Raw genomic sequence first — 26,152 nt, forward strand, 5'->3', positions numbered from 1 at the left:
TGGCTAAATTCATCCCGATACCCTCTCGCCAAAGCGCGACAGGGCTGCTATCTTGGGCTATTGGTTTCTGACTTAGGGGTGGTAATGAGCACAAAATTAACAACTTTATCGCACGGCGGCGGTTGCGGCTGCAAAATAGCGCCGGCCGTGTTATCTGAAATGCTGTCAAAACTCCCCACGGCGGCGATGTTTCCCAAGCTCTTGGTCGGCACCGAAACCGCCGATGATGCGGCAGTGTATTGGCTGAACGACGAACAAGCTTTGGTCGCAACCACTGATTTTTTTATGCCGATTGTTGATGATGCCTTCGACTTTGGCCGCATCGCCGCCACGAATGCGATCTCAGATATTTATGCCATGGGCGGCACGCCGATTATGGCCTTAGCGATTGTCGGCATGCCCGTCAATGTGTTGCCGATTGAAGATATCCAACAAATCTTGGCCGGCGGCGCTGCCATTTGCGCCGCTGCTGGTATCCCAATTGCGGGCGGGCACTCGATTGATGCGCCGGAACCCATTTATGGTTTAGTCGCCATGGGCTTGGTGCACCCTAAACAGCTGAAAAAAAACAGCGATGCCCAAGCTAACGACGTACTGATTTTAGGCAAGCCCTTGGGCATCGGCATTTTGGGTACCGCAATGAAAAAAGGGCTACTCGATGCTGCAGGCTATCAGCAATTGATTGATACCACGACTCAGCTGAATAAAGTCGGCAGTGATTTAGCCAAACTCGCCGGCGTGCACGCGCTAACCGATGTCACCGGCTTTGGCCTTCTGGGCCATGTATTAGAGGTTTGCCGTGGTGCCCAACTTACCGCACAAATTAGTGCCGATGATTTACCACTGCTATCGGCCGCCGTTGGTTTTGCCCAACAAGGCATTGGCCCCGGGGCGATTGAGCGCAATTTAACCAGCTTTGGTCCCGATGTTGAATTTGCTGCCAGCGTTGCCGAGTGGCAGCAGCGCATCATGGCCGATGCACAAACCTCAGGCGGCTTATTGGTGGCCTGCTCCGCCGACGCCGCCGACGAAGTCATGGCTTTATTTCAAGCACAAGGCTTTGCCCAAGCGGCAGTGATTGGTCGCTTGCAAGCGGGTGCAACTAAGGTGAGCGTGATTTAAAACCCAGACTCTCGCCCAAGCAAAAAGCCCAAGTGACGCAGTATCACTTGGGCTTATTCATTGATACGATGGTAAAACCCGCCATATCACCAGCCATTTAAACAGCAAAATGCAGGCGTAGTTTTGGTGTTGATGCTGTGCCGCGCTCGTCGGTCTGGTGCTTAACAACCCGTCCAAGCGCACCGAGTGAGGAGGGAGACAAACAGTTTTATCGTTTGGCTCACGATCGATCGAGGGCATCGGGAACCGATGCGCGCTCGGGTCGCCTTTCTTTCCCCCTCTTTCTTTGGCGAGTCAAAGAAAGAGGGTCCCCGTCGCGGACTGCGACTGTAAATAACAGTGCCGCAGGCACTTAAAACCAAGCATACTTAATCTAAAATAACTAGCGGTATACACCGCTAACCCTTAATAAATTAAACTCAGCGAGCAATACCCTTACTGCACTGAGCCGGTGGCTGGGCTATCAGCATAGAGTGCACCGATATCCACTGCGTCAAACTCGTATTCTTTACCGCAGAAATCACACACGATATGCACATTGCCGCGCTCGGCTAAGACTTCATCGACTTCATCGCGTTCCATCAATTTAATCATGCCGGCAACGCGGTGACGCGAGCAAGAGCAGGCAAAACGGGGCGTGGTGGGGTCAAATACGCGAACGCTGTCTTCGTGAAATAAACGATACAGCACTTCACGCGCCGGTAATTCCAGCAGCTCTTCGGGCTTGACGGTTTCTGCCAGCGTTACTAAATGTTCATACGATTGGGTTTCGTCGGCTTCAGCTGGCATTTTTTGCAACATCAAGCCGGCGGCCATTTTGTTATCGCTTTTTGCATCGCTGCACGCTAACCACAAACGCGTTTCTAGCTGCTCAGACGCGCTCATATAGTGCTCGATAATTTGCGCTACAGATTGACCGCGTTCCATACCGACCACACCTTGATACGCTTCGCCCACGGTTGGATCGAGCGTAATCATAAAGCGACCGCGTCCGAGTAATTCAGCCAATGACGTGCCAGGGCCAAAAGTTTGGATTTTGTCGGCGTCCCAGCGGGCCGTAGCACGCATGGTGCGATCGGACGTGAATTCAATCACGATCAATTGCACGGCACCGGTACCGTGCATTTGCATAATCAAGGTACCGTCAAATTTGAGCATGGCCGACAGCAAAGCACTGGCCGCCATCAATTCGCCAATAATGCGTTGCAGCACCAGCGGATAGTCGTGACGGAGTAAAACCTCTTTGTACGTGGCGTCAAGCTGAACCAACTCACCGCGCACAGGGGCTTTATCAAATAGGAAACGCTCTAAAATATCTTTCATTCGATTCTCTTTATTCAGTCATAAGGTAAAGGCCAACGATCAACGCGATTGCCAAGCAAGATGCTTTAAACAACAAGTGGGAGCCAAAGCCCCCACCATTTCAAGCGAATCCGGCGTAACGACCGTACTAACGCACCACAATAAGGTCTTCAAATCGTCTTGCGCTAGTTTCTGCATGGCCACAGTTTTACATCTGGGTGTTACCCATTCATCTCAACCGAGTACAGCGTCATCGGCAAGCTGGAAGCCACGTCAAACATACAACCGGTTTCAACGCCAACTTTGGCGATTTCGCTGGCACTCAGCTGCGAATACACCGCGTGCATCGCGCCAATCGCATAGTCGCGGCCACTGCCGCTGGCCCAAAAACGCTCAAATTCATACACTTCGCGCAGGCTATACACGCCAAAAATACCGTGTCGATTCACAATCAACACCGTCATCTGGCTCGATTCATACGCGTCGTCGTCTTCTTCGTCGGTTTTCAGAAAAAAATCGTCTTTTAATTTGCGATGTAATTTGCGGAATGATTCAAAAATGGCGGCGCGATTAGAAAAATCAAGCTTTTTGATTTTTTTTAATGCCGATTGCAAAACCAAATCGTGTGCGGCGCTACCGCAAATGGCGAAATAATTATCGTCGTATTGAAAAATCTTATTCCAGCGCGCATCGTCCATCGCGGCTAAACGCGTGTCGCCAAAGGTGGATTGGCTATCAGCCGCAATGGCGCAATGCCCGTCTTTTTTTACTACAACAATGGTCGTCATTGTCTGCTCTCCTGCTAAAACTAATCCTGCGCTCGCTTTATCTGGCTTGTTTGACTAAGGCAACTAAACGCAATAATGCATGGTATACCGTGGCCATCCTTACTGCAGAACGATCACCAGCAAATACCTGCTTTTCGGTATGAATCCCTTCTGGCGTTGCAAACGCAAACCACACCGTACCCACCGGTTTGTCGACACTGCCGCCGGTTGGCCCAGCCACCCCAGAGACCGCCACTGCCCAACGCGCCGCCGCACCATCAGCAGCGCCTTGCGCCATCGCAGCCACCACCGGCTCACTCACCGCGCCGAGCCCATCAATAAACGCTGGCGGCACATCGAGCAGACTGATTTTGGCTTGATTGGCATAGGTAATATAACCACGCTCAAACCACGCACTCGATCCGGCAATTTCAGTAATCGCGGCGCTAATCAAGCCACCGGTACACGATTCAGCCGTGGATATCGTTTCACCACGCGCCAAGAGTAATTGCCCGAGTTCGGTTGCCAAGGCTTTAATTTCAGAACTAAACATCATGCGGGCCCAATCGAGTCATCAAAAATAGGCCTATGGCCCGGGGTGAATGCCTGCGTCGACTGACGCTGGGTCTGGGCGATGTTTTGCTCAATTAAGACACTTCTTCAACCGCTGGCGCTTGAATAAAGTGCTCGCGGTAATATTTCAACTCATCAATCGATTCGACAATATCGGCCAAAGCGGTATGCGCGCCGCGCTTTTTAAAGCCTTTGGCAATTTGCGGTTGCCAGCGTTTGCAGAGTTCTTTCAGTGTAGAAACATCTAGATTGCGATAATGGAACCAGCTTTCTAATTGCGGCAGGTATTTCACTAAAAAGCGCCGATCTTGATGTACCGAATTCCCACACAATGGCGACACGCCTTTTGGCACGTACTGCGAAATAAATTCAATCAGTTGCGCTTCGGCTTGCGCTTCGGTCGTGGTTGAAGCCCTTACTTTGGCGGTCAAACCCGAATTACCGTGAGTTTTAACACACCATTCATCCATTGAGTCGAGCAAGGCGTCGTCTTGGTGAATCACAAAAACAGGGCCCTCGGCGACGATATTTAAATCATTGTCGGTAATGACCACGGCAATTTCGATGACACGGTCGGTTTCAGGCTCCAAACCCGTCATTTCCATGTCGACCCAGATGAGTCGGTTCTGGTCTTGTGGCATACTGAGCAATTCCCGAGAAAAAACATCATTTTACTTCATGACTGACCTTTTTAGCGCTACACAATTTTCACTACTTTTCCTGTTTGCCCTGATGGCGAGTGTTTTATTACAGCTTTGGTTAGCACTGCGTCATGTCAATCATGTAAAACGACATAGCAAGGTGGTACCTACCGAGTTCGCCGAGCAAATTACCCTCGCCTCACATCAAAGAGCGGCAGCGTATACCATCGCTAAAACTCGGTTTGGCATGCTCACTACGATTTTTGATGCGATGATCTTGGCGGCGTTTACTTTGGGCGGCGGTATCGCGTGGTTATCCCATCTCACCTCACAGTGGTTTACCCCCGATAGCCTCGGCCACGGCATTGCGCTGATTGCCAGCTTGGCGGTGGTCAGTAGCGTATTGTCGCTGCCGTTTTCTTTGGTCTCAACCTTTGTCATCGAGTCGCGCTTTGGTTTTAACCAAATGAGCGCCAAATTGTTTATCACCGACTTGGCCAAAACCACACTCATCGGCGCAGTGATTGGCCTACCATTAATTGCAGCGGTATTGTGGCTGATGGGGGCAATGGGCGAATATTGGTGGCTGTGGGTTTGGCTAACATGGCTGGGATTTTCGCTGACGTTGATGTGGGTGTTTCCAACCTTTATCGCACCGCTATTTAATAAATTTATTCCGATGGAAGACGGCGAAGTGAAAACGCGGATCACCGCCCTGCTCACTCGCTGTGGCTTTCAATCCAATGGCTTATTTGTGATGGATGGCAGCAAGCGCTCATCGCATGGCAACGCCTACTTTACTGGCTTGGGTAAATCCAAACGCATCGTGTTTTTTGATACGCTACTGAAGCATTTATCGCCGTCAGAAATTGAAGCGGTGTTGGCGCATGAATTAGGCCACTTTAAGCATCGCCATATTGTAAAACGCATCGTCTGGACTTTTGCACTGATGCTGGGCTTTTTATGGCTACTGGGTCAGCTCAAAACTCAGCTGTGGTTTTATCAAGGTTTAGGCGTGGCGACACCATCGACTGCGGCGGCTTTATTACTGTTTTTTATGGTGCTGCCGGTGTTTACTTTTTTGTTCTCGCCGCTGAGCTCAATGATGTCGCGCCGCCATGAATATGAAGCCGATGCTTTTGCGGCCAGCCAAAGTTCCAGCGCTGATTTAGTCAATGCCTTGGTTAAATTGTATCGCGACAATGCCGCAACACTGACACCAGATCCTTGGCATAGCTTGTTTTATGACAGCCATCCGCCAGCCAGTTTACGCATTGCTGCCTTGCAACGACTCGCAGTGTAATTAGATTTGGGCTTCTTCAATCGCTTGGACTACAACAGAGAAAACCACACTGGAGCTCTGCGATGTCGTTAAATACCGAATCTTGTGTTCAAGCTGCGCCCAAACTCGATGCACTGGCCGTTGAAATGCTATGCACCGAGCTAGACGATTGGTTTGTCGTGAATGACAGCCTTGAAAAAACGTTTCGCTTTCGCAGTTTTTATGAAACGATGGCATTTACCAATGCGGTGGCATTTATTGCCCACCAGCATAACCATCACCCTGATATCCAGCTGAGTTTTAGCCGCTGTAAACTGACATGGAATACTCATTCAGCCAACGGCTTAACTCGTAATGACTTTATCTGCGCCGCGTGCGTAGATGCACTTCCAAAGGCCTCATGACCGAAACAGCCCGCATTGTGACTAGCTACGGCAAGGTTTACATCGTAGAACTTGCCGATGGCCGCCGTCTTTCCGCCTCAACTCGAGGCAAAAAAACCGATTATGCCTGTGGTGATCAAGTTGATATTGACGTGCTCAATCTAGAGCAAGCCGTGATCAATAAAGCATTGCAGCGTAAAACCCTGCTCTATCGCTCCGATGCTTGGCGCAGCAAAATGATTGCCGCCAATGTGACGCAGATTGTGATTGTGGTGGCCACTGAACCTAGCTTTTCCGATGAGCTCATTAGCCGCGCACTCATCGCCGCCGAAGCCGAAGGCATACGCCCAGTGATTTGCCTGAATAAGTGTGATTTGCCAGTCGCGGATGCCGCTAGAGAACGTTTGGCGTATTACACCGGTTTGGGCTACCCGGTGGTTGAGATTTCAGCCAAACAAGATTTAAGCCCGCTCACGCCTTGGTTAGAAGGCCAAGTATCGGTGCTGGTTGGGCAATCGGGGATGGGAAAATCAACCATTACCAATGCCTTGATTCCCGAAGCCAATGCCCGCGTGAAAGAAATCTCGACTGCGCTCGATTCTGGTAAACACACCACCACACATGCTCAGTTGTATAAACTCAATGCCACCTCTGAGCTAATCGACTCACCCGGTTTGCAATCTTTTGGTTTGGCGCATATTGGGGTGGAAGATTTACCGCGCTTAATGCCCGACATGGCGCGCCATCTTGGACAATGCCGCTTTCACAATTGTCGCCACCGCCAAGAACCCGGCTGCGCCATTCACGCTGCGATTGCCGAAGGAACGATCTCACAAGAGCGTTTAAACTTTTTGCAGCGTTTGCAAGATGAATTAACTGCCGCTGCCAATAGCAAATACTAATCACGGGCCAAAGTAAAAAAACGCCATAAGGACATAGCCACAACACTGCAACAGAACTGACCTGAATCTTTTTATTTTCAATAAGACAATGTAAATTACTCGCATAAACTTACTTGTTTTGAAATTTATCATGCCAGTCGCAGTACCGATCGCTCAGCTTACCACCGCCAACTTACCCACCGCAGACCGGATTGTCTTGGTTGAGTTGGCTGGTGAGCAGTTGATTATCAAACGTCAAGAGCCTGCACGTTCGGCGCTCGGTTATCGTTTACTCAATGGCTTGGCCAAAATACTGCGCCTGCCCTTACTCTGTGCCGTCCATGCGCCGGGAGGTGCCGCTAGTCAACGTATCGAAATTGAACGCCTAGCAGCACTGCATCGCGCTGGCGTGCCTGTACCGCAAGTGCGCCATATTGAACAAGATTGGTTTGCCATGAGCGTCGCTGGCGAGCAATCACTCGAAGAATTACTGCGCGCCTCTGGTCCTGAGCAATTAGAGATTTGGATAACCGGGCTACAGGCGATATTGCACGTCCATCAATGCCGCCAAAATCTCAGCCAAGCTTTTACCCGTAATATCATGTGGCAAGATGGTCAGATTCAATTTATTGACTTTGAAGACGACCCAGCTAAAAGCCTGCCACTGGCGTATGCACAAAGTCGAGACTGGCTACTTTATTTGCAATCTAGCGCCTACTATCTGCAAGCCGATAACACCACCCTCGCTCAAAGCTTACTGCAGCAACTCATGTGCGATGATCCAGAAGTACGCGCACTGGTTTTGCATAGTGCGCGGCAATTGGCGTTTTTACGCCATTTACCCAAAAATCGCCGCCCATGGGGGCGCGATGTCGTGTTATTACAACGAGCAGCCCAAGTGCTGCACGCCCTCAACCAAGTGGTGGCACAGCGTAGCACGAGCAATACTGCCTGATTTAGCTTGGGGTACTAGGGTCGTTGACGTTTGGTTTGCCAACCGCGTTTGCGCGGATTTTGGCCTGAGGCAAGGCACGAAGTATCAGGCCCTAGCGCCTTTTTCTTTTCTGGTGCAGCATCCAATACACCCATAATCGCCACAATAACTGCACGGCAAAATACATCACAATCGCCAAACCAAATGCCAATATAGGCAAGCCGATCAAGAGTGGCGTGCCCAAGGTGCCCACCCAATGCCACATCGCCAGTAACCAGCCATTTAACGAGAGCTCGCCCCACTCTGGCATCGGTGCCAGCACCGCCCGCCCTTGGGCATTGCTCACCCAAGCACCAATTTGATACGCCAGCCAATAAATCGGCGCAATAGTCAGTGGATTGGTATAAAAAGTACCCAAAATGGCCACCGGTAAATTAACGCGAAAAATCAAACATAAAATCGCCGAAGTAATCACCTGCAATGGCCCCGGAATCAGGCCACCAATCATGCCAACGGCTAAGCCACCAGCGACGGATTTGCGATTGAGATGAAATAAATTGGGATGCTCAAACCAATGGGCAAAACGCCGTAAAAAACGATTGTCTAGCATCGCCGCGTGGTCAGGCAGCCAGCGGCGGAGGTATTTTCGAGGCATTCGGTTATTTTTCCAATGATTTAGCTATGACAGACTGTATTATTGCCGCAAAATTCAATGATTCGTTTACGTTGTAGAAAATTATGGTTGCCGTTACTCGTCCTTTAGCCCAATCGATTGCCGAAGCTGCCGATCCTGATCGTTGGTTAATTGCGCTTTCCGAGCGCTATCCTCCGCAGGATATTATCCGTTTACGTGAAGCATTAGACTGGGCGGCTGAACTGTACCAAGGCTCAGTCAATCCGGATACACAAACTTCTTTGTTTATTCATGCTGTGGCCAGCGCGTCCATCGTTGCCGATTTACGTATGGATGCCAATGCAGTGATCGCGGCATTGCTGTTTTGTGCGCCCGATAAACTCAGCAATGCCACCGAGCAAATTAATAAACGCTTTGGCAGTATCGTCACCGCCTTGGTGGAAGGGATTATCAAGGTCAGGCAATTACGCCAATTGGCGCAGCCACAACACGGCAAGGCCGCTGACTACGCGCAGCAAGTTGAAGCGCAGCGCAAAATGCTGCTGGCGATGGTGGAAGACATTCGTGCGGTACTGATAAAGCTCGCTTGGCGTACGCAAACCATGCATAGCTTGGCCAATGTAAACGAAGAACAACGCCGAATTATAGCCCGTGAAACCTTAGATTTATTTGCGCCCTTGGCCAATCGCTTAGGCGTTTGGCAAATCAAATGGGAGCTCGAGGATTTAGGTTTCCGGTATTTGCATACCGATACCTATAAAAAAATCGCCAAATTACTTGATGAGCGCCGAGTTGATCGTGAGCATTTTATTGGCGATGTGATCAGTAAACTGCGTAGCGAATTGGCGCTTGCTGGCGTGACGCATGTTGACCTAATGGGGCGGCCAAAACACATCTACAGCATCTGGAAAAAGATGCAAAAGAAAAAGCTCGATTTTTCTGAGCTGTATGATATTCGCGCCGTTCGCGTGCTGGTGGATGATGTTAAAGATTGTTATACGGTGCTGGGCATCGTGCATAACCTCTGGCAACCGATTCCCGGTGAGTTTGACGACTATATCGCCCAGCCCAAAGGCAATTTTTATCGCTCTTTACATACGGCGGTGATTGGCCCGGCCGATAAAGCGGTCGAGGTGCAAATTCGCACTTTCGATATGCACGAACACGCTGAATTTGGCGTGGCGGCTCACTGGCGTTACAAAGAAGGCGGCAAAGGCGATTCACGCTATGAAGAAAAAATTGCCTGGTTACGCCAATTGCTTGATTGGCGCGAAGATTTAGCCAATGAAAGTGATTTTTCGGATGCGTTTAAAGCCGAATTATTCGACGATACGATTTATGTCCTCACCCCAGCGGGCCGGGTGATTTCGCTGCCTAAGGGCAGTACGGCGGTCGATTTTGCTTATCATTTGCATACCGATTTAGGCCACCGTTGCCGTGGCGCCAAAGTGAATGGTGCGATTGTGCCGCTGGGCACGCCACTGGAAAATGGCCAACGCGTTGAGATTTTAGCCGCCAAAGAAGGTGGCCCGAGTTTAGATTGGCTGCATCAAGGTTATGTAAAAAGCCATCGTGCCAGCCAAAAAATCCGGCACTGGATACGTCAGCAGCATCTGGATATTGCCATCGAAGCGGGACACACTTTATTTGATAAAGAGGCGTCTCGCGCTGGGGCAAGTAATATCAGTCAAGAGCTGATCGCCCAAAAACTCGGCTATAAGCAAATCGAAGATGTGTTTGCCGCGCTAGGCCAAGGCGAATGCTCTTTGCGCGCATTAGCGATGGCTTTTACCGAGTCGTTGGCGCCGCAAGAAGTCGCCGACCAAACACCAGAGCTGATGGTTAAAAGCGCCCGCGCCAATCAAAGTGGCGAAGGCATTTTAATTGAAGGCATCGATAAATTAATGACGATGCTGGCGCGCTGCTGCAAACCCGTTCCTCCCGATCATGTGATGGGCTTTGTGACCAAAGGGCGTGGCATTTCGATTCATCGCACCGACTGCAGTGCACTCAAACGGCTAGCGACTGAAGCGCCAGAGCGACTGATTAAAGCCGATTGGGGGCAATCAGCGGGGCATGTGTTTTCGGTGGATATTTTGGTAGAAACGCTAGAACGAGCGAGTATGCTGCGCGACTTATCCGACGTGATGGTCAGAGACAAAATCAATGTGACTGCGGTGCATACGCAAAACAAAGATGCCCGTTCACAAATGCGGTTTACGATTGAAATTCGCGATAACGAGCAACTGCAAAAAGTCTTTGTTCGCCTAAAGGATGTGCCCGGCGTGATTCGCGTTTCAAGACAATAAAGCATGAAAAAGAGGCGCACCTCGGTGCGCCTCTGACCATTACGATTGCAAGCTACAGCACTTTAGCGGTGCTTAATTTCGCCTGCTTTGACAATTTTCAGGCAATTGGTGCCGCCACCCATGCCGACCACATCGCCAAAAGTAAAGGCAATCAAATCGCCAATTTGCACGATGCCACGGCGCAGCATTTCTACCTCTGCGCGCACCAATAAAGATTCACGATCGGTATTATCATGCGACAGCATCACCGGCTCTACGTCACGGAACAATGACAAGCGATTGTAGGTTTCAGCTTCTGGCGTTAAGGCATAAATTGGCACACCACTAATCACCCGTGACATCCACAATGCTGACGAGCCCGATTGCGTCAATGCGGCAATCACTTTGACATTCAAATGATTGGACGCAAACAGCGCAGCCATGGAAATGGTTTGGTCAACTCGAGAGTACTCGCCATCTAAAATAGCCGCATTGCTAACTTTATAATCTTGCGATTTTTCGGCTTCAACACACACTCGCGCCATCGACTCAACGGTTTCCACCGGATAACTACCCGAAGCTGTTTCGGCCGACAGCATCACCGCATCGGTGCCGTCTAACACGGCATTGGCCACATCAGACACTTCGGCGCGCGTTGGTACTGGGCTCGAAATCATCGACTCCATCATTTGCGTTGCCGTAATGGTGAGCTTATTCATCGCGCGTGCGGCTTTAATCATGCGCTTTTGTAGTGCTGGCACTGCAGCATCACCCACTTCAACGGCCAAATCGCCGCGCGCCACCATAATGCCGTCTGACGCAGTCAAAATGTCTTCTAAATTACCAATGGCTTCAGTGCGTTCAATTTTAGCAATCAGCAATGCCTTACTGCCCGCAGCTCGAAGCAAGGTGCGCGCCATATACATATCGGCGCCACTTTTAGGAAAAGAAACCGCGACATAATCAGCGTGTAACTTAGCCGCAACTTTGATGTCTTCCATGTCTTTGGCGGTTAACGCTGGGGCCGTTAAGCCGCCACCTTGGCGATTAATACCTTTATTGTTCGAAAGTATTCCACCCACGAGTACCGTGGTAAATACTTTCGGGCCTTCGACATGATCCACTTGCAGTTTGACTTTACCGTCATCAAGCAGCAACACCACCCCGCTTTCTACATCGTTTGGCAGCTCTTTATAATCTAAGCCAACGGTGTTTTGATTGCCTAGCTCGCATTCAGCATCAAGGATAAATTTGGCGCCATTTTTTAATTCAATTTTATTTTTTTCAAATTTACCAACGCGAATTTTAGGGCCTTGCAAATCGACCATAATGGCAATCGGACGATTGAGTTTTTTGGCGATTTCACGCACCAAGGCAGCACGATCTAAATGATCTTGTGCCGTGCCATGCGAGAAATTCAATCGGACCATATTCACTCCAGCCACAATCAGTTTTTCCAAAACAGTGACATCGTTGGACGACGGGCCTAAGGTTGCGACAATTTTTGTACTGCGTGACATGAATTTCTCCTGAACGAATGCGCTGGCACTATTGACGTATAGCCTAGGGCAACAATCACCCCACAGCGTTGATTAATGTCATTTTGCAGCAAGGTAGTCAATTATTTAGCCACAGTCGTGGCAACAGCATCACAATCTACGAGCCATACCGACGAGGATCGGTTGTCATTGGGTTGACCGACTCAAACCCAATACCACGCGCGCCCATCACTGCTGGCAGAAGCATCGCCCTTGCGGTACAATCGCCGCCGTAGTCCTCGTAGTACAACGGATAGTACCAGTGCCTCCTAAGCGCTAGATACAGGTTCGATTCCTGTCGAGGACACCAGCAATGACAAAAGCCCCAATGTGGGGCTTTGTTGTTTCTGCTAGTGCAACGCGTTTAATATCGGCCTAAACGGCTATTAAATTCATCGAGCAGTTTTTGCTCTTGCTGCCCTTCTTTGCGTAGTTCAGCTTGGTTGTGCCGATCGCGTAAGGCTTCAAATGCTTTTACTTTGCGCTCGCAGCTTTGCCAGTCATTTTTATGCCGTTCATATTCCAGCGCTAAACGCTCCACTTCAAAGATTTGCTGATCGGCAGCACCATCGAGTTTGGCCAAAAATAATTGATAATCGCGCCACTGCCCAATCGACATGCCGGTTTGCGCGCTATTGGCCAAGCGAGCGCGGTATTCGTTGCGAAAGCCATCGACTTGTTCTAACTTACTGCGGGCCAATAACCATGCCGCTTGCGCGGCTTGCATTAAGCGTGCAGCGTCTTCACGCTGATCGATGGCCAGTTGCAATAAAAATGCAAAACGAAATTGAGCCACTCAATTACATCCCAAACAATTGCGCTAACTTCAGTCTAGCGCCTTCGTAGCTTTCTTGTTCGTGAATACCTTGTTGCAAAAAGGCTTCAAAACCGGGATGCCGACGTATCGCTTCATCGAGCACGGGGTCAGAGCCCGGCACATACGCGCCAACACTGATTAAATCGCGGCTACGCTGATAGCGGGCATACAAGTGCTTAAATTTACGTACTAAATCAAATTCAGGCTGGCTAATAATGTCGTGCATTACCCGTGAAATAGAGGCTTCGATATCAATCGCCGGATAGTGGCCCGATTCAGCCAATTGTCGTGATAAAACAAAGTGACCATCTAAAATCGCGCGGGCATTGTCGGCGATGGGATCTTGCTGATCGTCCCCTTCGGACAAAACTGTATAAAAAGCCGTAATTGAGCCGCCGCCCTCACGACCATTACCTGCCCGCTCGACCAATTGCGGTAAGCGCGCAAATACTGAAGGTGGATAACCTTTGGTGGCGGGGGGCTCGCCAATGGCCAAGGCGATTTCCCGCTGCGCCATCGCATAGCGCGTTAAGGAATCCATAATCAGCAGTACATTTTGCCCTTGATCGCGAAAATACTCAGCAATGCTGGTCGCGTAAGCGGCACCATATAAACGCAGCAGCGGCGGCGTATCGGCAGGCGCAGCAACGACAACGCTACGCGCACGACCTTCGTCGCCAAGAATGTTCTCAATAAAATCTTTAACTTCTCGGCCCCGCTCGCCAATTAAGCCAACAACGACGACATCGGCCTTGGTGTAACGCGCCATCATGCCAAGCAGCACCGATTTACCCACCCCAGAACCAGCAAATAAACCCAAGCGTTGCCCACGCCCAACCGTCAGCATGGCATTGATGGCGCGTACGCCAACGTCCATCACTTGCTTGACTGGCTCTCGATCCATGGGATTATACGGACGGGCAAATAAGGGCTGATAACTATCAAATTGCAGCGGCCCTTTGCCATCGAGTGGCCGCCCCAAACCATCTAAAATTCGATTGAGTAATCCCCATCCGACGGGCACTTGCCGGCCATGATCTTCAACGCGCCGCTGTGCCGTTCTGGGCTTGCCAAATTCGGGCTCCCAAGCAGAAAAGTCCTCCAGTGGAATCACTGCTGCACCGGGCTCAACGCCATACACTTCAGCAATTGGCATTAGAAATAGGCGGCTTTCTTGAAAGCCCACCACCACCGCTTCTACTGAATGGCCATTGGGCGTCATCACTTGGCACGATGCGCCAATCGGCAGCCGCAAACCAACCGCTTCGAGCACCATGCCCGAAACGCGCGTTAAACGCCCACGCGGCTGCCATGGTCGAATCGCGGTAATGGCCGAACCGCAATCATTGAGATAGCTTTGAATTAATTGAATTGGCGCGCTCATGAACTAAACGCGCTCAGCGTCGGCTGCAGGTGGCGGCGACAATGAATCAATGTTCGCCACGGATTCAAGATCAATAGCGACAGGCACTGGCGTTTCTAACGGCTGGACTGCGGATGCCGCCTGCGTTTCTTCTGCGGGGTATTGCCCCCAAGCTAAATCAGCTCGATCGCTACGTCTTAATACCCTAAGAATATTTTCCCAGCGCGATGCCAAAGAAAAAGCCAACTGCGTGGCCGGTGTTTCAATTTTGCAGCTGCCGCTCAATAAACTAGGATCTGCGACCAAACGCCAAACGTCATCAGGCAATTCGATTTGTAAGGAAGAGTGCAGGAGTTCAAAGTCGACGGGCGACAAAAATAAGCGCGATGGATGGGTCGCCGTTGGCATCATCGCCAAAGCCTCACGGATCGGCGCCAAGAGCTGCTGAGGGTGGTTCTGTAATTCGTCACAAATCATTTGTCTTGCTGCGAGCAAAGCCAAATCAAGTACCGATTCGGCCAATTGCGCTTCACCCTGCGCCAAGGTTTCAGTAATGTGGCCCAATAAAGTCAGCAATTGCTGCGTTTCAGCTTCGGCCGCCAAACGACCGGCCTCTAAGCCAGCTTGAAATCCCTCATGCTGAGCCTGCTGCTGAATAGCTTCAATTTCTTCGGCGGTAGGGAGCGGCAAGCTCGGTTCAACCGGTACGGCGGCTACCGGCTCCAATTGCGGCGCTTCAACCTCCGGTGTCGGCGCTATCTCCTCGGGAATTTCAACGGCAAGAAGGGGGGGAACTGCCTTTGGCATATCGAGGAGTGAATTAAATTGCCAGAGCTGAAACTCAGATAGCTCTTCGCGTGGAATCACGCGACGATGGGGTCCTGACATGGTGCTCCTTAATCAACTAAGCCCTCGCCACCGCCGCCGCCCAATACAATTTGTCCTTCATCGGCCAGACGACGTACGATTTTAAGAATTTCTTTTTGCTCGCCTTCAACCTCAGAGAGCTTAACCGGCCCTTTTGCTTCCAGATCTTCACGCAACATTTCTGCCGCACGTTGCGACATATTTTTAAATATTTTTTCTCGTAATGCTTGGCTGGTGCCTTTGAGCGCGACCACCAAAGAATCAGACTGAATTTCACGCATCAAGAGCTGGATACCACGGTCATCAATATCCAACACGTTATCGAAGGTAAACATTTTATCTTGGATTTTTTGGGCTAGTTCAGGGTCATACTCGCGAATATTGGCAACTGCCGAGGTTTCGACTGCGCTGCCCATAAAGTTGAGCATATCGGCCGCCATTTGCACGCCGCCCATGGCGCTTTTTTTCAACTTGTCCGAGCCCGACAACAGCTGCGTTAAAACATCATTGAGCTCTTTTAATGCGGCCGGTTGTACGCCCTCAAGCGTGGCAATCCGCAGTAAAACATCATTGCGTAAACGTTCAACAAAATGCCCCATGATTTCAGAGGACTGATCTGGTTCAAGGTGCACCATAATGGTAGCAATAATCTGTGGATGCTCGTTTTTAATCAACTCAGCCACCGCAACCGCATCCATCCATTTAAGCGATTCAATGCCGTTATTGTCATTGCCTTGTAAGATACGGTCGAGCAAATTAGCGGCTTTATCGGTGCCCAGAGCCTTGGTTAAGACCGAACGAATATATTCGTCGGCAGCGCCCAAATTAGCGCGGTTTTGCGTTGAGGCGATAAAATCCCCCAACACTTTGTCCATATCTTCACGCTTTACTGCATTCATATTGGCCATGGCAAAGCCGAGTTTTTGGACTTCTTTTGGCCCTAAAAACTTAAAAATTTCAACCGCACAATCCTCACCCAAAGACATTAATAATAAGGCACCACGATTGACGCCGTCTTCATTCATATTGGCTGCCATCTAGATGCACTCCTAATTCATTTTATTCGGATCGGATTTATCGGTATTAACCGCCATCCATTCACGCAAAATCGTAGCGACCATGCGCGGGTCATTTTTGGCCAATTCTTTGGCTTGTTGCAATAGGTCAGCAAAGGCAGACATTTTCTGCTGCTCGTCTTCGCTCTCACTACCCTGCCCTTTCGAATCTGGCGAGAAATGCTCACCAACAGGCATATCCCCTAAATCAAGCTCGGTGATACGAGCTTCTTCACGAGAACGCGTGATGTCTTTCATCAGCGGTCGAACGATAAAGAAGAGCAAATAAATGACCGCGACTAAAATCACCAGCGCTTTTAAGACGTCTGGGCCATTGCTTTGCACATAACTTAAAGCGCGATCTTGTAATGGTTTTTCTTCCAAAGGAATGGATTCAGCAAAAGCGGCATTCACCACATTCACCGAGTCGCCACGCTCTTTGTTATACCCAATCGCTTCGCGCACCAGATTATTAATTTGTAGCATTTCTTGCGGTGTGAACGGCACATACGACAACTTACCGTCTTTATCTTTGCCAGCCTTGTAATTGAGTACCACAGCGGCAGACAGTCGCTTAATAGACCCCACCGACTGCTTCACATGCTGAATGGTTTTATCCACTTCATAATTAGTGGTCGCTTCTTTGCGCGAATTACTTTGCGTTGCCGGCAATATCGCACTTGCACCAGAAGCAATCGGTGCCGTAATCGGCGCTAATGCAGCGCCTGGCGGCTGATTAGATAATGCGCCCGGTACACCCATCGCCATCTCTTCGCTCGATTTACCAGCTTGCTCCAATGATTGCAAACTACGAATCGCAGCGGCATTCGGCGGTGAGTTCGGGCGATATGTTTCTGAAGTTTGTTCTATTTCAGAGAAATCGAGTTGCGCCGTTACCTCGGCGCGAACATTCCCTTTACCCACAATTGGCGCCAAAATCGTTTCCAGTCGCTCAACAAAGCCTCTTTCAACGGTATTGACATACTGCAGCTGGCGCTGATCTAAGGTGCCCTTATTAAGGTCTGCTGAACGTGACAATAAATTGCCATCTTGATCGACCACCGTCACATTGGTCACCGGCATACCGGGAATACTGGATGACACTAAATGGATAATGCCGGCGACTTGCCCACCATCGAGAACGCGCCCAGGATGCAAGGTCAGCACAATCGACGCCGACGGTTTTTGCTGATCGCGCAAAAATACGGTTTGCTTTGGCGTTGCCAAATGCACACGGGCTTTTTCTACTGAAGAGATACTTTCAATCGAGCGAACTAACTCACCTTCAATCGCGCGTTGATAATTGACTTGCTCAGTAAACTGAGAAACACCAAATTTTTGGTTATCGATAAGCTCAAAACCGGTATTGGCCGCTTTAGGTAAACCTTGCGCCGCAAGTTTGAGCCGGACATCGTAGATTCTTTCCGCCGGAACTGAAATCATTCCAGCATCGAGCTTGTAGGGGATATTGAGCTGCTGCAAAGACTGGACGACTGCGCCACCATCTTTATCAGGTAAATTGGTAAATAAGATGCGATAGGCTGGTTCACGTGACCACAGTAATGAACCAACCACCCCAGCAACAATAATGGCCACCATCACCATGGCCAACATTTTACGCCCAGCAGGCATCTCGCTGAAGCGCTGACGCAGCCCACCGAAATTTCCTGCCCTAACTATGGTGTTATCTGTCGCGACGCCCGCTTCTGCCATACCTTACCGATTTTCAAGGTGTCAGGTTTATACCTGCATATTCATCACTTCTTGATAGGCAGTCACTAACTTATTGCGTACTTGCACCATGGTTTGAAAACTCAAACTGGCTTTTTGCAATGAAACCATCACATCTTGTAAATTCGCGTCCGAATCGCCCGACTGAAAAGCCGCTTGTTGAGCTTGTGCGCCTTGCGAGACTTGGTTCACTTGGTCGATGGATTGTTTTAGTAACTCGGCAAAATCAGGCGCCCCTGCTTCAGCTGCTTTCGCTACTGGCTGACCAGATGCTAAAGCAGACATCGACCTTAATTCGCCGAGAACCTGATCTATTCCTTGCACGCTCATAACTACCTATCCTTCTTGGCAAAATTGTAGGGGCGCATGGCGATGGCGGCAAGCAAATACTGCGCCTTGTCGCATCAAATTGGTAAATTTCCGTCTTGTTCACGGTATTGTGCCAATTTATAGCGCAAAGTTCGCTCGCTCATCCCCAGTTTCTCAGCAGCGGCTTTCCTCACCCCTTGCGTTGACTTCAATGCTTCAAGAATTAGATTTTTTTCCATGTCTTTAATATTGCCAGAGGCGGTATTGATTTCGGCTGTATTGATTTCGGCTGTATTGATTTCGGCTGTCTGGCAATCGCTCAAACTAGCGGCAGTATTTGCCGCATCCGATGGCAAGTACAGATGCTCGACGGCAATTTCATCCCCTGGCGCTAAAATTAAAGCCCGCTGAATCACATTATCTAACTCACGAATATTCCCCAACCAGCGATGCGCTTTAAGCGCCTGCTCTGCTGCTGGCGTCAAATTTGGCAACCGTCGCTGGTAAGCAACTGAATACGTAGAAAGCATAGATCGTGCCAAAGGGATTAAGTCTTCCAAGCGTTCGCGCAGCGCTGGAATACGCAAAGGAAATACATTCAAACGATAAAATAAATCTTCGCGAAAACGCCCGGCTTTAACCTCAAGGCTTAAATCACGATTGCTGGTGGCCAAGATACGAATATTCAAGCTAATCGATTTCACGCCACCAACGCGCTCCAATTCTCGCTCTTGTAATACACGCAGTAATTTGGCCTGCAAAGCCAACGGCATTTCGGTGACTTCATCGAGCAATAAAGTACCGCCTTGCGCCTGTTCAAATTTACCGATGTGATGACTTGCCGCCCCAGTAAAGGCGCCCTTTTCATGACCAAACAAGGTTGACTCAAGTAATTGCTCAGGAATTGCGGCGCAATTAATCGCTACAAACGGTTTATTCGCCCGAGGGCTGTGACGATGAATGTACCGAGCCATGACTTCTTTGCCGACCCCAGACTCCCCAGTCAACATAATCGAAGCATCAGCCATCGCAGCTCGGCGAGCAATCGCCATTAACTGACGCATTGCCGGCGCATCGGCCAAAACATCATCCCCTTCCATATCGGGTAGGCGATATTTTTCTACTTGCGCCAACAATAAATCCGGCTCAAAAGGTTTGGGCAAATAATGACAAGCGCCGGCATGCAGCGCGGAGACCGCGCGATCAATGACGCCGTAAGCCGTCATCAACATCACGGGCAACCAAGGATATTGCGCTTTGATTTCTTTCAGAAGGGTATCGCCATCCATCGGCTGCATTTGCACGTCGGAAATAACCATACCGACCCGATGTATTTTTAATAACTCTAAAGCCGCCAAACCATCCTCGGCGGCCAAGGCTGGGTATCCTCCCAATTCAAGCGTATCAAGCAATGCCTCTCGCAGGGCATCATCATCTTCTACAATTAATACCGGTAAAGCCATGTCCTTCCTTTTTAAATCCTAAGTGCCCTGCCACCATTGCTCGCCAACCATGACAATACTTTGTGCGCCATATCTTTCAAACTGACAATTTCATTCACTCCGCCCACCGCAATGGCTTCTTTTGGCATACCAAAGACCACGCAACTGGCTTCATCTTGCGCAAAGTTATGCGCGCCCGCTTCCCGCATTTCTAGCATGCCAACCGCACCGTCTTTGCCCATGCCGGTCAAAATAACGCCGATTGAATTACGGCCGGCCACATTGGCGGCCGATCTAAATAAAACATCTACCGAAGGTCGATGTCGATTAACCGGCGGCGCTTGAGACAGCTCACAGACATAATTTGCACCGGATATGCCCAGCAAAAGATGCGAGTGCCCTGGCGCAATATAGGCATGCCCCGGCAAAATACGTTCGCCATGCTCCGCTTCTTTTACCGTAATTCGGCACAGCGTGTCTAAACGATTGGCAAAAGATTTGGTAAACATCTCAGGCATATGCTGTGCAATCAAGATTCCCGGCGCATCAGGAGGCATCGGCACGAGGAACTCTTTTAATGCTTCTGTTCCACCGGTTGAAGCGCCAACAATAATTAATTTTTCTGACTTCATCAGCGGTCTTACCGTTTTGGATAAGACCGCATCTGCAGTGTAATTCACCGCCATATGCGGCTGTGATAATGCACTTACTTTCGCCTTTGCCGCCATGCGAATTTTCTCTCTAATTTCTTCTGCGTAATCTTGAATGCCTTGCGCAATATTTAATTTTGGCTTGGCGATAATATCCACAGCACCTAATTCAAGCGCCCTTAATGCCACTTCTGAGCCCTTCTCAGTCAAAGAAGAAATCATCAGTACCGGCGTTGGTTTTAAGCGCATTAAACGAGCCAAAAAATCTAAACCATCCATTTTCGGCATTTCTACGTCCAGTGTAATAACATCTGGATTGAGTTCCCTAATTTTTTCTCGTGCAATCAGTGGATCAGGAGCCGCTGCAACACATTCCATATCTGGAGCAGTATCAATCACTTCTTTCAGTAGACTGCGCATCAATGCAGAATCATCAACGACAATTACTTTGATTTTTTGCCCCATTACGGCCTCCCTAGCGCATTGAGTTCAGTACTCGTACAAGTTTTATGTCATGCGCTCAAGTAACAAGCAAGCGCATAAAGTACTTGGATGCGAGATAACGATGCAAGAAAAATAATTCTTTAAGGCTTAAGTAAACAACTCAATATCACCACCATCATCAATATGTGTCAAACGAGCGCCATAGCTTTTTTCTCGCTCTACAATCGTATTGTTATGAACTTCTTTTAATTTCCGAATTAAAACGCGGCCTGTTTGAGCAAAAAAATAAACTTTGCGTGGATATATATCCAACAAATCCTCAGCCACAATTGGAATTCGCTCTAAAGATAAAAAACTTTTTACAAACTCCGAGTTTTTTAGCCCCACATTAGAAACAGTAAAGCCACGTAACACATTACCACCACCAAATACCTTGGCCTCTAGCCGCGTTTTTTTGGCACCTTGCTTAAGCAATTGATTAATTAAAATCTCCATGGCATATGTGCCATAGCGAGTGGACAAACCATTCACAGTCGCCATCGATTCTGCGGACTCAGGCAGCATAAAATGATTCATACCGCCAATCCCGGTTACTGGATCACGAATACAAGCGGCAACACAAGAACCCAACACCGTCACCAGCAACATATCACGACCAGTAACATAATATTCACCCGGTAATATTTTTGCCGCTTCAATATCAAAGTTTTTATCAAAATACAGTGTGGGCGCCAAAACCTCTTCATAAAGGTGAGTGGACATTAGCGGTGTCCCCATTGTGAAATCGCATGCTCTGTTAAGCGATACGTGGTTTTTCCACAAGAAGCATAATAATCAGATAAAAATTGTAAATTTTCAGAATGACCAACATAAAGATGACCTTCTGGTTTTAACAAATGCCCCATTTTCTCTAAAATGACTTTTTGTGTTGGCCGATCAAAATAAATCATCACATTCCGACAAAAAATCGCATCAAAACGTCCCTGCAAGGGCCAGGTGTCATTTAATAAATTAATTTGCTGAAATTCGAGTAATTCACGCAATATTTTTTTGGCTCTTACCTTGCCAGAATCACTGCCTTTTCCTTTTAAGAAAAAGGCTCGCTTTCGCTCCATGGATAATTTTTCTAATTTATCTAAGGTATAAATCCCAGTTGCCCCTGTGGCTAAAACCTGCGTATCTAAATCTGAAGCCACAATCTCAACGTTGGGGTGATTACTTTGATAAGCCTCAATCGCTGTCATCGCCAAAGAATAGGGCTCTTCTCCAGTAGAAGCTGCAGAACACCAAATACGAAATGGCTTGGCTGCGCTTTTTTTCATTTGCTGCGCCAGCATATCAAAATGATAAGACTCTCGAAAAAACGACGTTAAATTGGTCGTTAGTGAATTGGTAAATTGCTGCCATTCTTCTGAATCAGCATCTTTTTCTAATTGGGTTAAATACTGAGAAAATGAAGTCATATTCAACGCACGTAAGCGCCGAGCTAGACGGCTATATACCATCTGCTGCTTACTATCATTGAGTCGAATTCCAGCACGCTGATAAATCAACTGTACGACTTTGTTGAAGTCTGCAGTGGAATAACTAAATTCATGGGGATCACTAAGCGGCGAGTTTGAAACCATAATTAAACCTACGTATATGATCAAAGCCATTGAGAATCAATGCCTAGAAGTAAATACCATCAAAATATTCTAGGCAAAATGAATAATAGAAAGCCGCAAGAATCATTCTGAACCGTTGCGGTACATCACTCTGGGAACACTAAATACCAGAGACAATCAGCCCTTGATTGTTAACCTCTGAAATCGACGTCAAGCCAAAGAAGTGCGCCCTCTTTGGCTTACGCAGTCATTTTTATTTAATTAAAACTCTTCCCAATTTGCATCGTCCCCTCCTAACTGAGGCGGTGCCGAACGTGGTGGCGCCTTACTAGTTGGTTTCGCAATGGATGCCGATGACGCAGAATGAACGACTTTAGGTGATCGAACCGCAGCTGGACGATGCGACATTTGCTCAGCCCCCAACTTAAAAATAGCCACGGTTTGGGTTAAGTTACTTGCTTGCTCTTCAAGACTTTCTGCCGCTGCTGCCGCCTCTTCTACTAAGGCCGCATTTTGCTGGGTATTTTCATCCATATGCGTAATCGCTTGGTTGACCTGCTCAATCCCCGCACTTTGCTCACTAGACGCCGCCGAGATTTCACTCATGATATCGGTCACACGGCGCACCGCACCAACCACATCCTGCATCGTATGCCCAGCTTGATCCACTAATTTAGAACCCGCTTCTACCTTGAGTACCGAGTCGCCAATCAAAGTTTTAATTTCTTTTGCTGCACCCGCTGAGCGCTGCGCAAGATTACGCACCTCAGATGCAACTACCGCAAAGCCTCGTCCTTGCTCACCCGCTCTTGCTGCCTCAACTGCAGCATTCAGTGCCAAAATATTGGTTTGGAACGCAATGCCATCAATCACCGAAATAATGTCGACGATCTTTTTCGCCGAATCATTAATATCGGCCATGGTTGAGACCACTTGGCCAACCACATCGCCACCCTTCACGGCAATATCAGAAGCACCGATGGCTAACTGATTCGCTTGACGGGCATTTTCGGCATTTTGTTTCACGGTGCTGGTAAGCTCTTCCATGCTCGAAGCCGTTTCTTCCAGACTTGCAGCCTGTTGCTCAGTCCGGCTCGACAAATTGCTATTACCTGCAGCAATTTCTTGCGATGCCACATTAATGGTGGAAGCTGCTTCTTTGATATTGGCCACAATTTCAGCCAAACGCTCACTAGTGGTATTGCAATCCTCTTTCAATTGCCCCAATAAGCCGCGATATTCGGCAGTAATTTTTTGCGTTAAATCGCCCTGCGCTAAGGCCCCCAATACGCGCGCTACATCGCTTAAACCCGCCTCATTGGATTCAACCAACTGATTCATCCCTTCGGCCAATTTCAGCATAAAGCCTTCTTTGCCAGCAGGATCAACACGACGGGTAAAATCACCATTCACCGCTGCGTCAACCAAGCTACCCACCTCAAGCTCAACCGCCACCTCTTGCGTACGATCGATCCATTCAACAACCGAGCCCAATCGAGTAACGCCATCTTTAGCAAACACTGGACTAGCGACTAATTTAAATGTTTTTCCTGCAACGGTAATTTGTGAAACATAAGTACCCGTTAAATTAGCCAATAAACTCGATTGATGACTTGGATTTTTATGGAATGTATCGATATTGGTGCCAATTAATTTAGAAACATCAAAAGATGGTAATACTTTACGCAAATCATTTTGTACCCCCGACAACATCGAAATCACTGATTTATTCATATACACAATCACCCGATTCACATCGGCGAGCATCACATTGGCCGAAGTACCCTCAAGCGCACCTAAGATTCGCGCACTTTCATTGGAGAGTTGTTGTTCACGCAATTCTGCAGCAATTGCTTCAGTACGATCTAGCCATTCGACCACATAACCTTCACGGCCACTTTTCTCATTAACCACCGGATTCACAATCAAAGCAAAAGTTCGCCCGCCAACAACAATACTGGTGCGATGCTCATTGCTTAAGCGATCTAACATGCCGCGCTGATGGGCTGGGTTTTTATGGAAGCCATCGATATTGGCCCCAATGATGTTGCGTGCACTAAATTGAGGCAAATCTTTTTTAATGTCTGATTCGGCATTTTGCAATAAACGCTCAACGGCGCGATTACAGTAAATAATATTGCGATCAGCATCCGCAATCATCACGCTAGTCGATACTGAATCCAACGCCGTTTTAATTCGTGCATTTTCAATTCGAGCCACTTCTGCCGCACGTAATTTGACTTGTAACTGTTGCAATTTAGCCATCAAACTCGATGTATCATGATTGGCGACTAAAACATCTGAACTCAAATCACCACTCGCAATCTTATCCACCAACTGTTGAACAAATTCTAAGTCGCCACCAAGTTGATTTTGAATTTTACGTAGTAGAAAGAACCCAACACCCAACACTAAAATCACACCCAAAGCCGCAGAAATCAAAACTAATAATTTTGTCGATTCAGAGGTTGAGTTGAGCGAAGAAGCGTCATCCAACACCGTTTTCTGCTGAAGATTTATAAACTCCAATATTTCATCACGATATACATTAAAAGTTTCTCTCAGCTCCCCCATCACAAATATCCGAGCGCTGGCTGCATCGCCGGTATCAAATAGCGATTTAAACTTTACTTGAGCGGCCAAAAAATTAGCTCGTTTTTCTTTGATTTTATCTAAATATTTAACCATGTCTTGATCATTATTAATTTTTGCACTTTCTTCTGATTCAGAAAATATTTTATTAATAATCGCCTTAGATTTTAATACCTGCTCCCATTCAGCATCCGCTTTCAATTTGTCTTCGGGGGTTGCAGCACCAATAATTTGCATATTTCGCAAGTGTCTGGTAACACCATTAACCTCATTCATTAATTCCTGACCATGAATCAAATTAGGTAGGTACTGATTTTTTAATACATTAGTCTGATCGATTGTTTTAACACTTGCACCATAGGTAATGCATGCCAAAGCAATAAAAACTAAAACAATGACAGATAAGCCCAATACCAGGCATTTACGTAAAGTCAAATTGTTCATTGGAATCTCCTTATGCTGCAATAGCTTCAACAAGCGCCATGTCAGCACTCGTCATGAGTTTTTCAATATCAACCAAAATAATCATTCTATTTTCTACAGTACCTAAACCTAATATATACGCTGTATCTAATGCCGAACCAAATTCAGGAGCGCTACGTAATTGATCACTGGCTAATGTCATAACGTCAGAAACGCCATCAACCACAATACCCATGGTTCTTTGTGAAACATTAATAATAATAACGACGGTAAATTGATCATAAACTACATTGCCAAGTCCAAACTTAATTCTTAAATCTACAATCGGAACAATATTTCCACGAAGATTGATAACGCCCTTAATAAACACTGGCGAATTTGCAATACTAGTTACCGCATCGTAGCCCCGAATTTCCTGGACCTTTAATATATCAATACCATATTCTTCTTTGCCTAAGGCAAAAACTAATAGCTCGCGGTTGACCTCATTTTCTGACATCATTTGCT

Annotated in this window: 24 protein-coding genes and 1 tRNA gene; 7 read left to right on the forward strand and 18 right to left on the reverse strand. The window is 48.2% G+C overall.

Going from position 1 to position 26,152, the window contains the following annotated elements; translation table 11 throughout:
- Positions 1-84: 84 nt before the first annotated feature.
- Complete coding sequence (selD, locus tag K4H25_RS14065; protein ID WP_221021068.1) at positions 85-1,122, forward strand: selenide, water dikinase SelD; 1,038 nt, start codon at positions 85-87, stop codon at positions 1,120-1,122.
- Between the two features lie 435 nt (positions 1,123-1,557).
- Here selD and hslO read toward each other — a convergent pair whose 3' ends face one another.
- The 4 genes from hslO to orn form a co-directional block, all read right to left on the reverse strand.
- Positions 1,558-2,445, reverse strand: a complete 888-nt coding sequence (gene hslO / locus K4H25_RS14070) for an Hsp33 family molecular chaperone HslO (protein ID WP_221021069.1) — start codon at positions 2,443-2,445, stop codon at positions 1,558-1,560.
- A gap of 200 nt (positions 2,446-2,645) precedes the next feature.
- Positions 2,646-3,212 (reverse strand): MFS transporter, encoded by a 567-nt coding sequence (locus K4H25_RS14075; protein ID WP_221021070.1) that lies wholly within the window; start codon positions 3,210-3,212, stop codon positions 2,646-2,648.
- A 37-nt stretch (positions 3,213-3,249) separates the two neighbouring features.
- Positions 3,250-3,747, reverse strand: a complete 498-nt coding sequence (locus tag K4H25_RS14080) for a CinA family protein (RefSeq protein WP_308443219.1) — start codon at positions 3,745-3,747, stop codon at positions 3,250-3,252.
- Positions 3,748-3,838: 91 nt separating this feature from the next.
- Entirely contained in the window at positions 3,839-4,405 is a 567-nt protein-coding gene (gene orn / locus K4H25_RS14085) for an oligoribonuclease (protein WP_221021071.1), read from the reverse strand.
- A gap of 37 nt (positions 4,406-4,442) precedes the next feature.
- Here orn and K4H25_RS14090 point away from each other — a divergent pair, with 37 nt between their 5' ends.
- The 4 genes from K4H25_RS14090 to K4H25_RS14105 all read left to right on the forward strand — a co-directional run bounded on the left by K4H25_RS14090 (position 4,443) and on the right by K4H25_RS14105 (position 7,906).
- Entirely contained in the window at positions 4,443-5,708 is a 1,266-nt protein-coding gene (locus tag K4H25_RS14090; protein ID WP_221021072.1) for a M48 family metallopeptidase, read from the forward strand.
- A gap of 62 nt (positions 5,709-5,770) precedes the next feature.
- Positions 5,771-6,091, forward strand: coding sequence for a 4a-hydroxytetrahydrobiopterin dehydratase (locus K4H25_RS14095; RefSeq protein ID WP_182075432.1), 321 nt, complete (start codon positions 5,771-5,773; stop codon positions 6,089-6,091).
- Complete coding sequence (rsgA, locus tag K4H25_RS14100; RefSeq protein ID WP_221021073.1) at positions 6,088-6,972, forward strand: ribosome small subunit-dependent GTPase A; 885 nt, start codon at positions 6,088-6,090, stop codon at positions 6,970-6,972. Before K4H25_RS14095 ends, rsgA begins: the two co-directional genes overlap by 4 nt.
- Positions 6,973-7,102: 130 nt before the next feature.
- Positions 7,103-7,906, forward strand: coding sequence for a BUD32 family EKC/KEOPS complex subunit (locus K4H25_RS14105; RefSeq protein ID WP_221021074.1), 804 nt, complete (start codon positions 7,103-7,105; stop codon positions 7,904-7,906).
- A gap of 91 nt (positions 7,907-7,997) precedes the next feature.
- On the opposite strand, the gene K4H25_RS14110 is transcribed toward K4H25_RS14105, so the two are convergent.
- The gene (locus tag K4H25_RS14110) at positions 7,998-8,540 is read right to left on the reverse strand and encodes a DUF2062 domain-containing protein (RefSeq protein WP_221021075.1); all 543 of its coding nucleotides are present in this window, start codon (positions 8,538-8,540) and stop codon (positions 7,998-8,000) included.
- Positions 8,541-8,623: 83 nt separating this feature from the next.
- Here K4H25_RS14110 and K4H25_RS14115 point away from each other — a divergent pair, with 83 nt between their 5' ends.
- Entirely contained in the window at positions 8,624-10,828 is a 2,205-nt protein-coding gene (locus K4H25_RS14115; RefSeq protein WP_221021076.1) for a RelA/SpoT family protein, read from the forward strand.
- A 62-nt stretch (positions 10,829-10,890) separates the two neighbouring features.
- Here K4H25_RS14115 and pyk read toward each other — a convergent pair whose 3' ends face one another.
- A complete protein-coding gene (pyk, locus tag K4H25_RS14120) occupies positions 10,891-12,327 on the reverse strand; it encodes a pyruvate kinase (protein WP_221021077.1) in 1,437 nt (478 codons plus the stop codon).
- Positions 12,328-12,580: 253 nt separating this feature from the next.
- Between pyk and K4H25_RS14125 the strand changes: the two genes are divergently transcribed.
- Positions 12,581-12,655: transfer RNA gene (locus K4H25_RS14125), tRNA-Arg, on the forward strand.
- Positions 12,656-12,709: 54 nt separating this feature from the next.
- Here K4H25_RS14125 and fliJ read toward each other — a convergent pair.
- The 12 genes from fliJ to K4H25_RS14185 form a co-directional block, all read right to left on the reverse strand.
- The gene (gene fliJ, locus K4H25_RS14130; RefSeq protein ID WP_173532153.1) at positions 12,710-13,141 is read right to left on the reverse strand and encodes a flagellar export protein FliJ; all 432 of its coding nucleotides are present in this window, start codon (positions 13,139-13,141) and stop codon (positions 12,710-12,712) included.
- A gap of 4 nt (positions 13,142-13,145) precedes the next feature.
- Positions 13,146-14,546, reverse strand: a complete 1,401-nt coding sequence (gene fliI, locus K4H25_RS14135) for a flagellar protein export ATPase FliI (RefSeq protein WP_221021078.1) — start codon at positions 14,544-14,546, stop codon at positions 13,146-13,148.
- Between the two features lie 3 nt (positions 14,547-14,549).
- On the reverse strand, positions 14,550-15,413 hold the full coding sequence (locus tag K4H25_RS14140) for a flagellar assembly protein FliH (RefSeq protein WP_221021079.1): 864 nt from the start codon (positions 15,411-15,413) through the stop codon (positions 14,550-14,552).
- An 8-nt stretch (positions 15,414-15,421) separates the two neighbouring features.
- A complete protein-coding gene (gene fliG, locus K4H25_RS14145; RefSeq protein ID WP_255587708.1) occupies positions 15,422-16,429 on the reverse strand; it encodes a flagellar motor switch protein FliG in 1,008 nt (335 codons plus the stop codon).
- Between the two features lie 12 nt (positions 16,430-16,441).
- A complete protein-coding gene (gene fliF, locus K4H25_RS14150) occupies positions 16,442-18,160 on the reverse strand; it encodes a flagellar basal-body MS-ring/collar protein FliF (protein WP_255587710.1) in 1,719 nt (572 codons plus the stop codon).
- A gap of 27 nt (positions 18,161-18,187) precedes the next feature.
- Positions 18,188-18,508: a flagellar hook-basal body complex protein FliE gene (gene fliE / locus K4H25_RS14155; RefSeq protein WP_221021080.1), complete on the reverse strand. Its 321-nt coding sequence runs from the start codon at positions 18,506-18,508 to the stop codon at positions 18,188-18,190.
- A gap of 74 nt (positions 18,509-18,582) precedes the next feature.
- On the reverse strand, positions 18,583-19,950 hold the full coding sequence (locus K4H25_RS14160) for a sigma-54-dependent transcriptional regulator (protein WP_221021081.1): 1,368 nt from the start codon (positions 19,948-19,950) through the stop codon (positions 18,583-18,585).
- A gap of 11 nt (positions 19,951-19,961) precedes the next feature.
- Positions 19,962-21,044, reverse strand: coding sequence for a protein-glutamate methylesterase/protein-glutamine glutaminase (locus K4H25_RS14165; protein WP_221021082.1), 1,083 nt, complete (start codon positions 21,042-21,044; stop codon positions 19,962-19,964).
- A gap of 126 nt (positions 21,045-21,170) precedes the next feature.
- Positions 21,171-21,785 (reverse strand): chemoreceptor glutamine deamidase CheD, encoded by a 615-nt coding sequence (gene cheD / locus K4H25_RS14170; protein ID WP_221021083.1) that lies wholly within the window; start codon positions 21,783-21,785, stop codon positions 21,171-21,173.
- Complete coding sequence (locus K4H25_RS14175) at positions 21,785-22,681, reverse strand: CheR family methyltransferase (protein WP_255587714.1); 897 nt, start codon at positions 22,679-22,681, stop codon at positions 21,785-21,787. The genes cheD and K4H25_RS14175 overlap by 1 nt, the downstream gene beginning before the upstream one ends.
- A gap of 210 nt (positions 22,682-22,891) precedes the next feature.
- Entirely contained in the window at positions 22,892-25,666 is a 2,775-nt protein-coding gene (locus K4H25_RS17145) for a methyl-accepting chemotaxis protein (RefSeq protein ID WP_374706348.1), read from the reverse strand.
- 10 nt (positions 25,667-25,676) lie between these two features.
- Positions 25,677-26,147 carry a chemotaxis protein CheW gene (locus tag K4H25_RS14185; RefSeq protein WP_255587716.1) on the reverse strand — a complete coding sequence of 157 codons (471 nt, stop codon included), beginning with the start codon at positions 26,145-26,147 and terminating at the stop codon, positions 25,677-25,679.
- Positions 26,148-26,152 lie beyond the last annotated feature (5 nt).

This window comes from Deefgea piscis, assembly GCF_019665785.1.
GTDB lineage: Bacteria > Pseudomonadota > Gammaproteobacteria > Burkholderiales > Chitinibacteraceae > Deefgea.

Coding starts and splice junctions, on each gene's coding strand:
- cheD (WP_221021083.1), bottom strand. CDS start 21,785: ATGTCCACTCACCTTTATGAAGAGGTTTTGGCGCCCACACTGTATTTT.
- orn (WP_221021071.1), bottom strand. CDS start 4,405: ATGCCACAAGACCAGAACCGACTCATCTGGGTCGACATGGAAATGACG.
- K4H25_RS14115 (WP_221021076.1), top strand. CDS start 8,624: ATGGTTGCCGTTACTCGTCCTTTAGCCCAATCGATTGCCGAAGCTGCC.
- fliE (WP_221021080.1), bottom strand. CDS start 18,508: ATGAGCGTGCAAGGAATAGATCAGGTTCTCGGCGAATTAAGGTCGATG.
- K4H25_RS14185 (WP_255587716.1), bottom strand. CDS start 26,147: ATGATGTCAGAAAATGAGGTCAACCGCGAGCTATTAGTTTTTGCCTTA.
- K4H25_RS14165 (WP_221021082.1), bottom strand. CDS start 21,044: ATGGGGCAAAAAATCAAAGTAATTGTCGTTGATGATTCTGCATTGATG.
- K4H25_RS14090 (WP_221021072.1), top strand. CDS start 4,443: ATGACTGACCTTTTTAGCGCTACACAATTTTCACTACTTTTCCTGTTT.
- fliI (WP_221021078.1), bottom strand. CDS start 14,546: ATGAGCGCGCCAATTCAATTAATTCAAAGCTATCTCAATGATTGCGGT.
- fliG (WP_255587708.1), bottom strand. CDS start 16,429: ATGGCAGCCAATATGAATGAAGACGGCGTCAATCGTGGTGCCTTATTA.
- selD (WP_221021068.1), top strand. CDS start 85: ATGAGCACAAAATTAACAACTTTATCGCACGGCGGCGGTTGCGGCTGC.
- rsgA (WP_221021073.1), top strand. CDS start 6,088: ATGACCGAAACAGCCCGCATTGTGACTAGCTACGGCAAGGTTTACATC.
- K4H25_RS14175 (WP_255587714.1), bottom strand. CDS start 22,681: ATGGCTTTGATCATATACGTAGGTTTAATTATGGTTTCAAACTCGCCG.
- K4H25_RS17145 (WP_374706348.1), bottom strand. CDS start 25,666: ATGAACAATTTGACTTTACGTAAATGCCTGGTATTGGGCTTATCTGTC.
- pyk (WP_221021077.1), bottom strand. CDS start 12,327: ATGTCACGCAGTACAAAAATTGTCGCAACCTTAGGCCCGTCGTCCAAC.
- hslO (WP_221021069.1), bottom strand. CDS start 2,445: ATGAAAGATATTTTAGAGCGTTTCCTATTTGATAAAGCCCCTGTGCGC.
- K4H25_RS14075 (WP_221021070.1), bottom strand. CDS start 3,212: ATGACGACCATTGTTGTAGTAAAAAAAGACGGGCATTGCGCCATTGCG.
- K4H25_RS14105 (WP_221021074.1), top strand. CDS start 7,103: ATGCCAGTCGCAGTACCGATCGCTCAGCTTACCACCGCCAACTTACCC.
- K4H25_RS14080 (WP_308443219.1), bottom strand. CDS start 3,747: ATGATGTTTAGTTCTGAAATTAAAGCCTTGGCAACCGAACTCGGGCAA.
- K4H25_RS14095 (WP_182075432.1), top strand. CDS start 5,771: ATGTCGTTAAATACCGAATCTTGTGTTCAAGCTGCGCCCAAACTCGAT.
- K4H25_RS14140 (WP_221021079.1), bottom strand. CDS start 15,413: ATGTCAGGACCCCATCGTCGCGTGATTCCACGCGAAGAGCTATCTGAG.
- K4H25_RS14110 (WP_221021075.1), bottom strand. CDS start 8,540: ATGCCTCGAAAATACCTCCGCCGCTGGCTGCCTGACCACGCGGCGATG.
- fliF (WP_255587710.1), bottom strand. CDS start 18,160: ATGGCAGAAGCGGGCGTCGCGACAGATAACACCATAGTTAGGGCAGGA.
- K4H25_RS14160 (WP_221021081.1), bottom strand. CDS start 19,950: ATGGCTTTACCGGTATTAATTGTAGAAGATGATGATGCCCTGCGAGAG.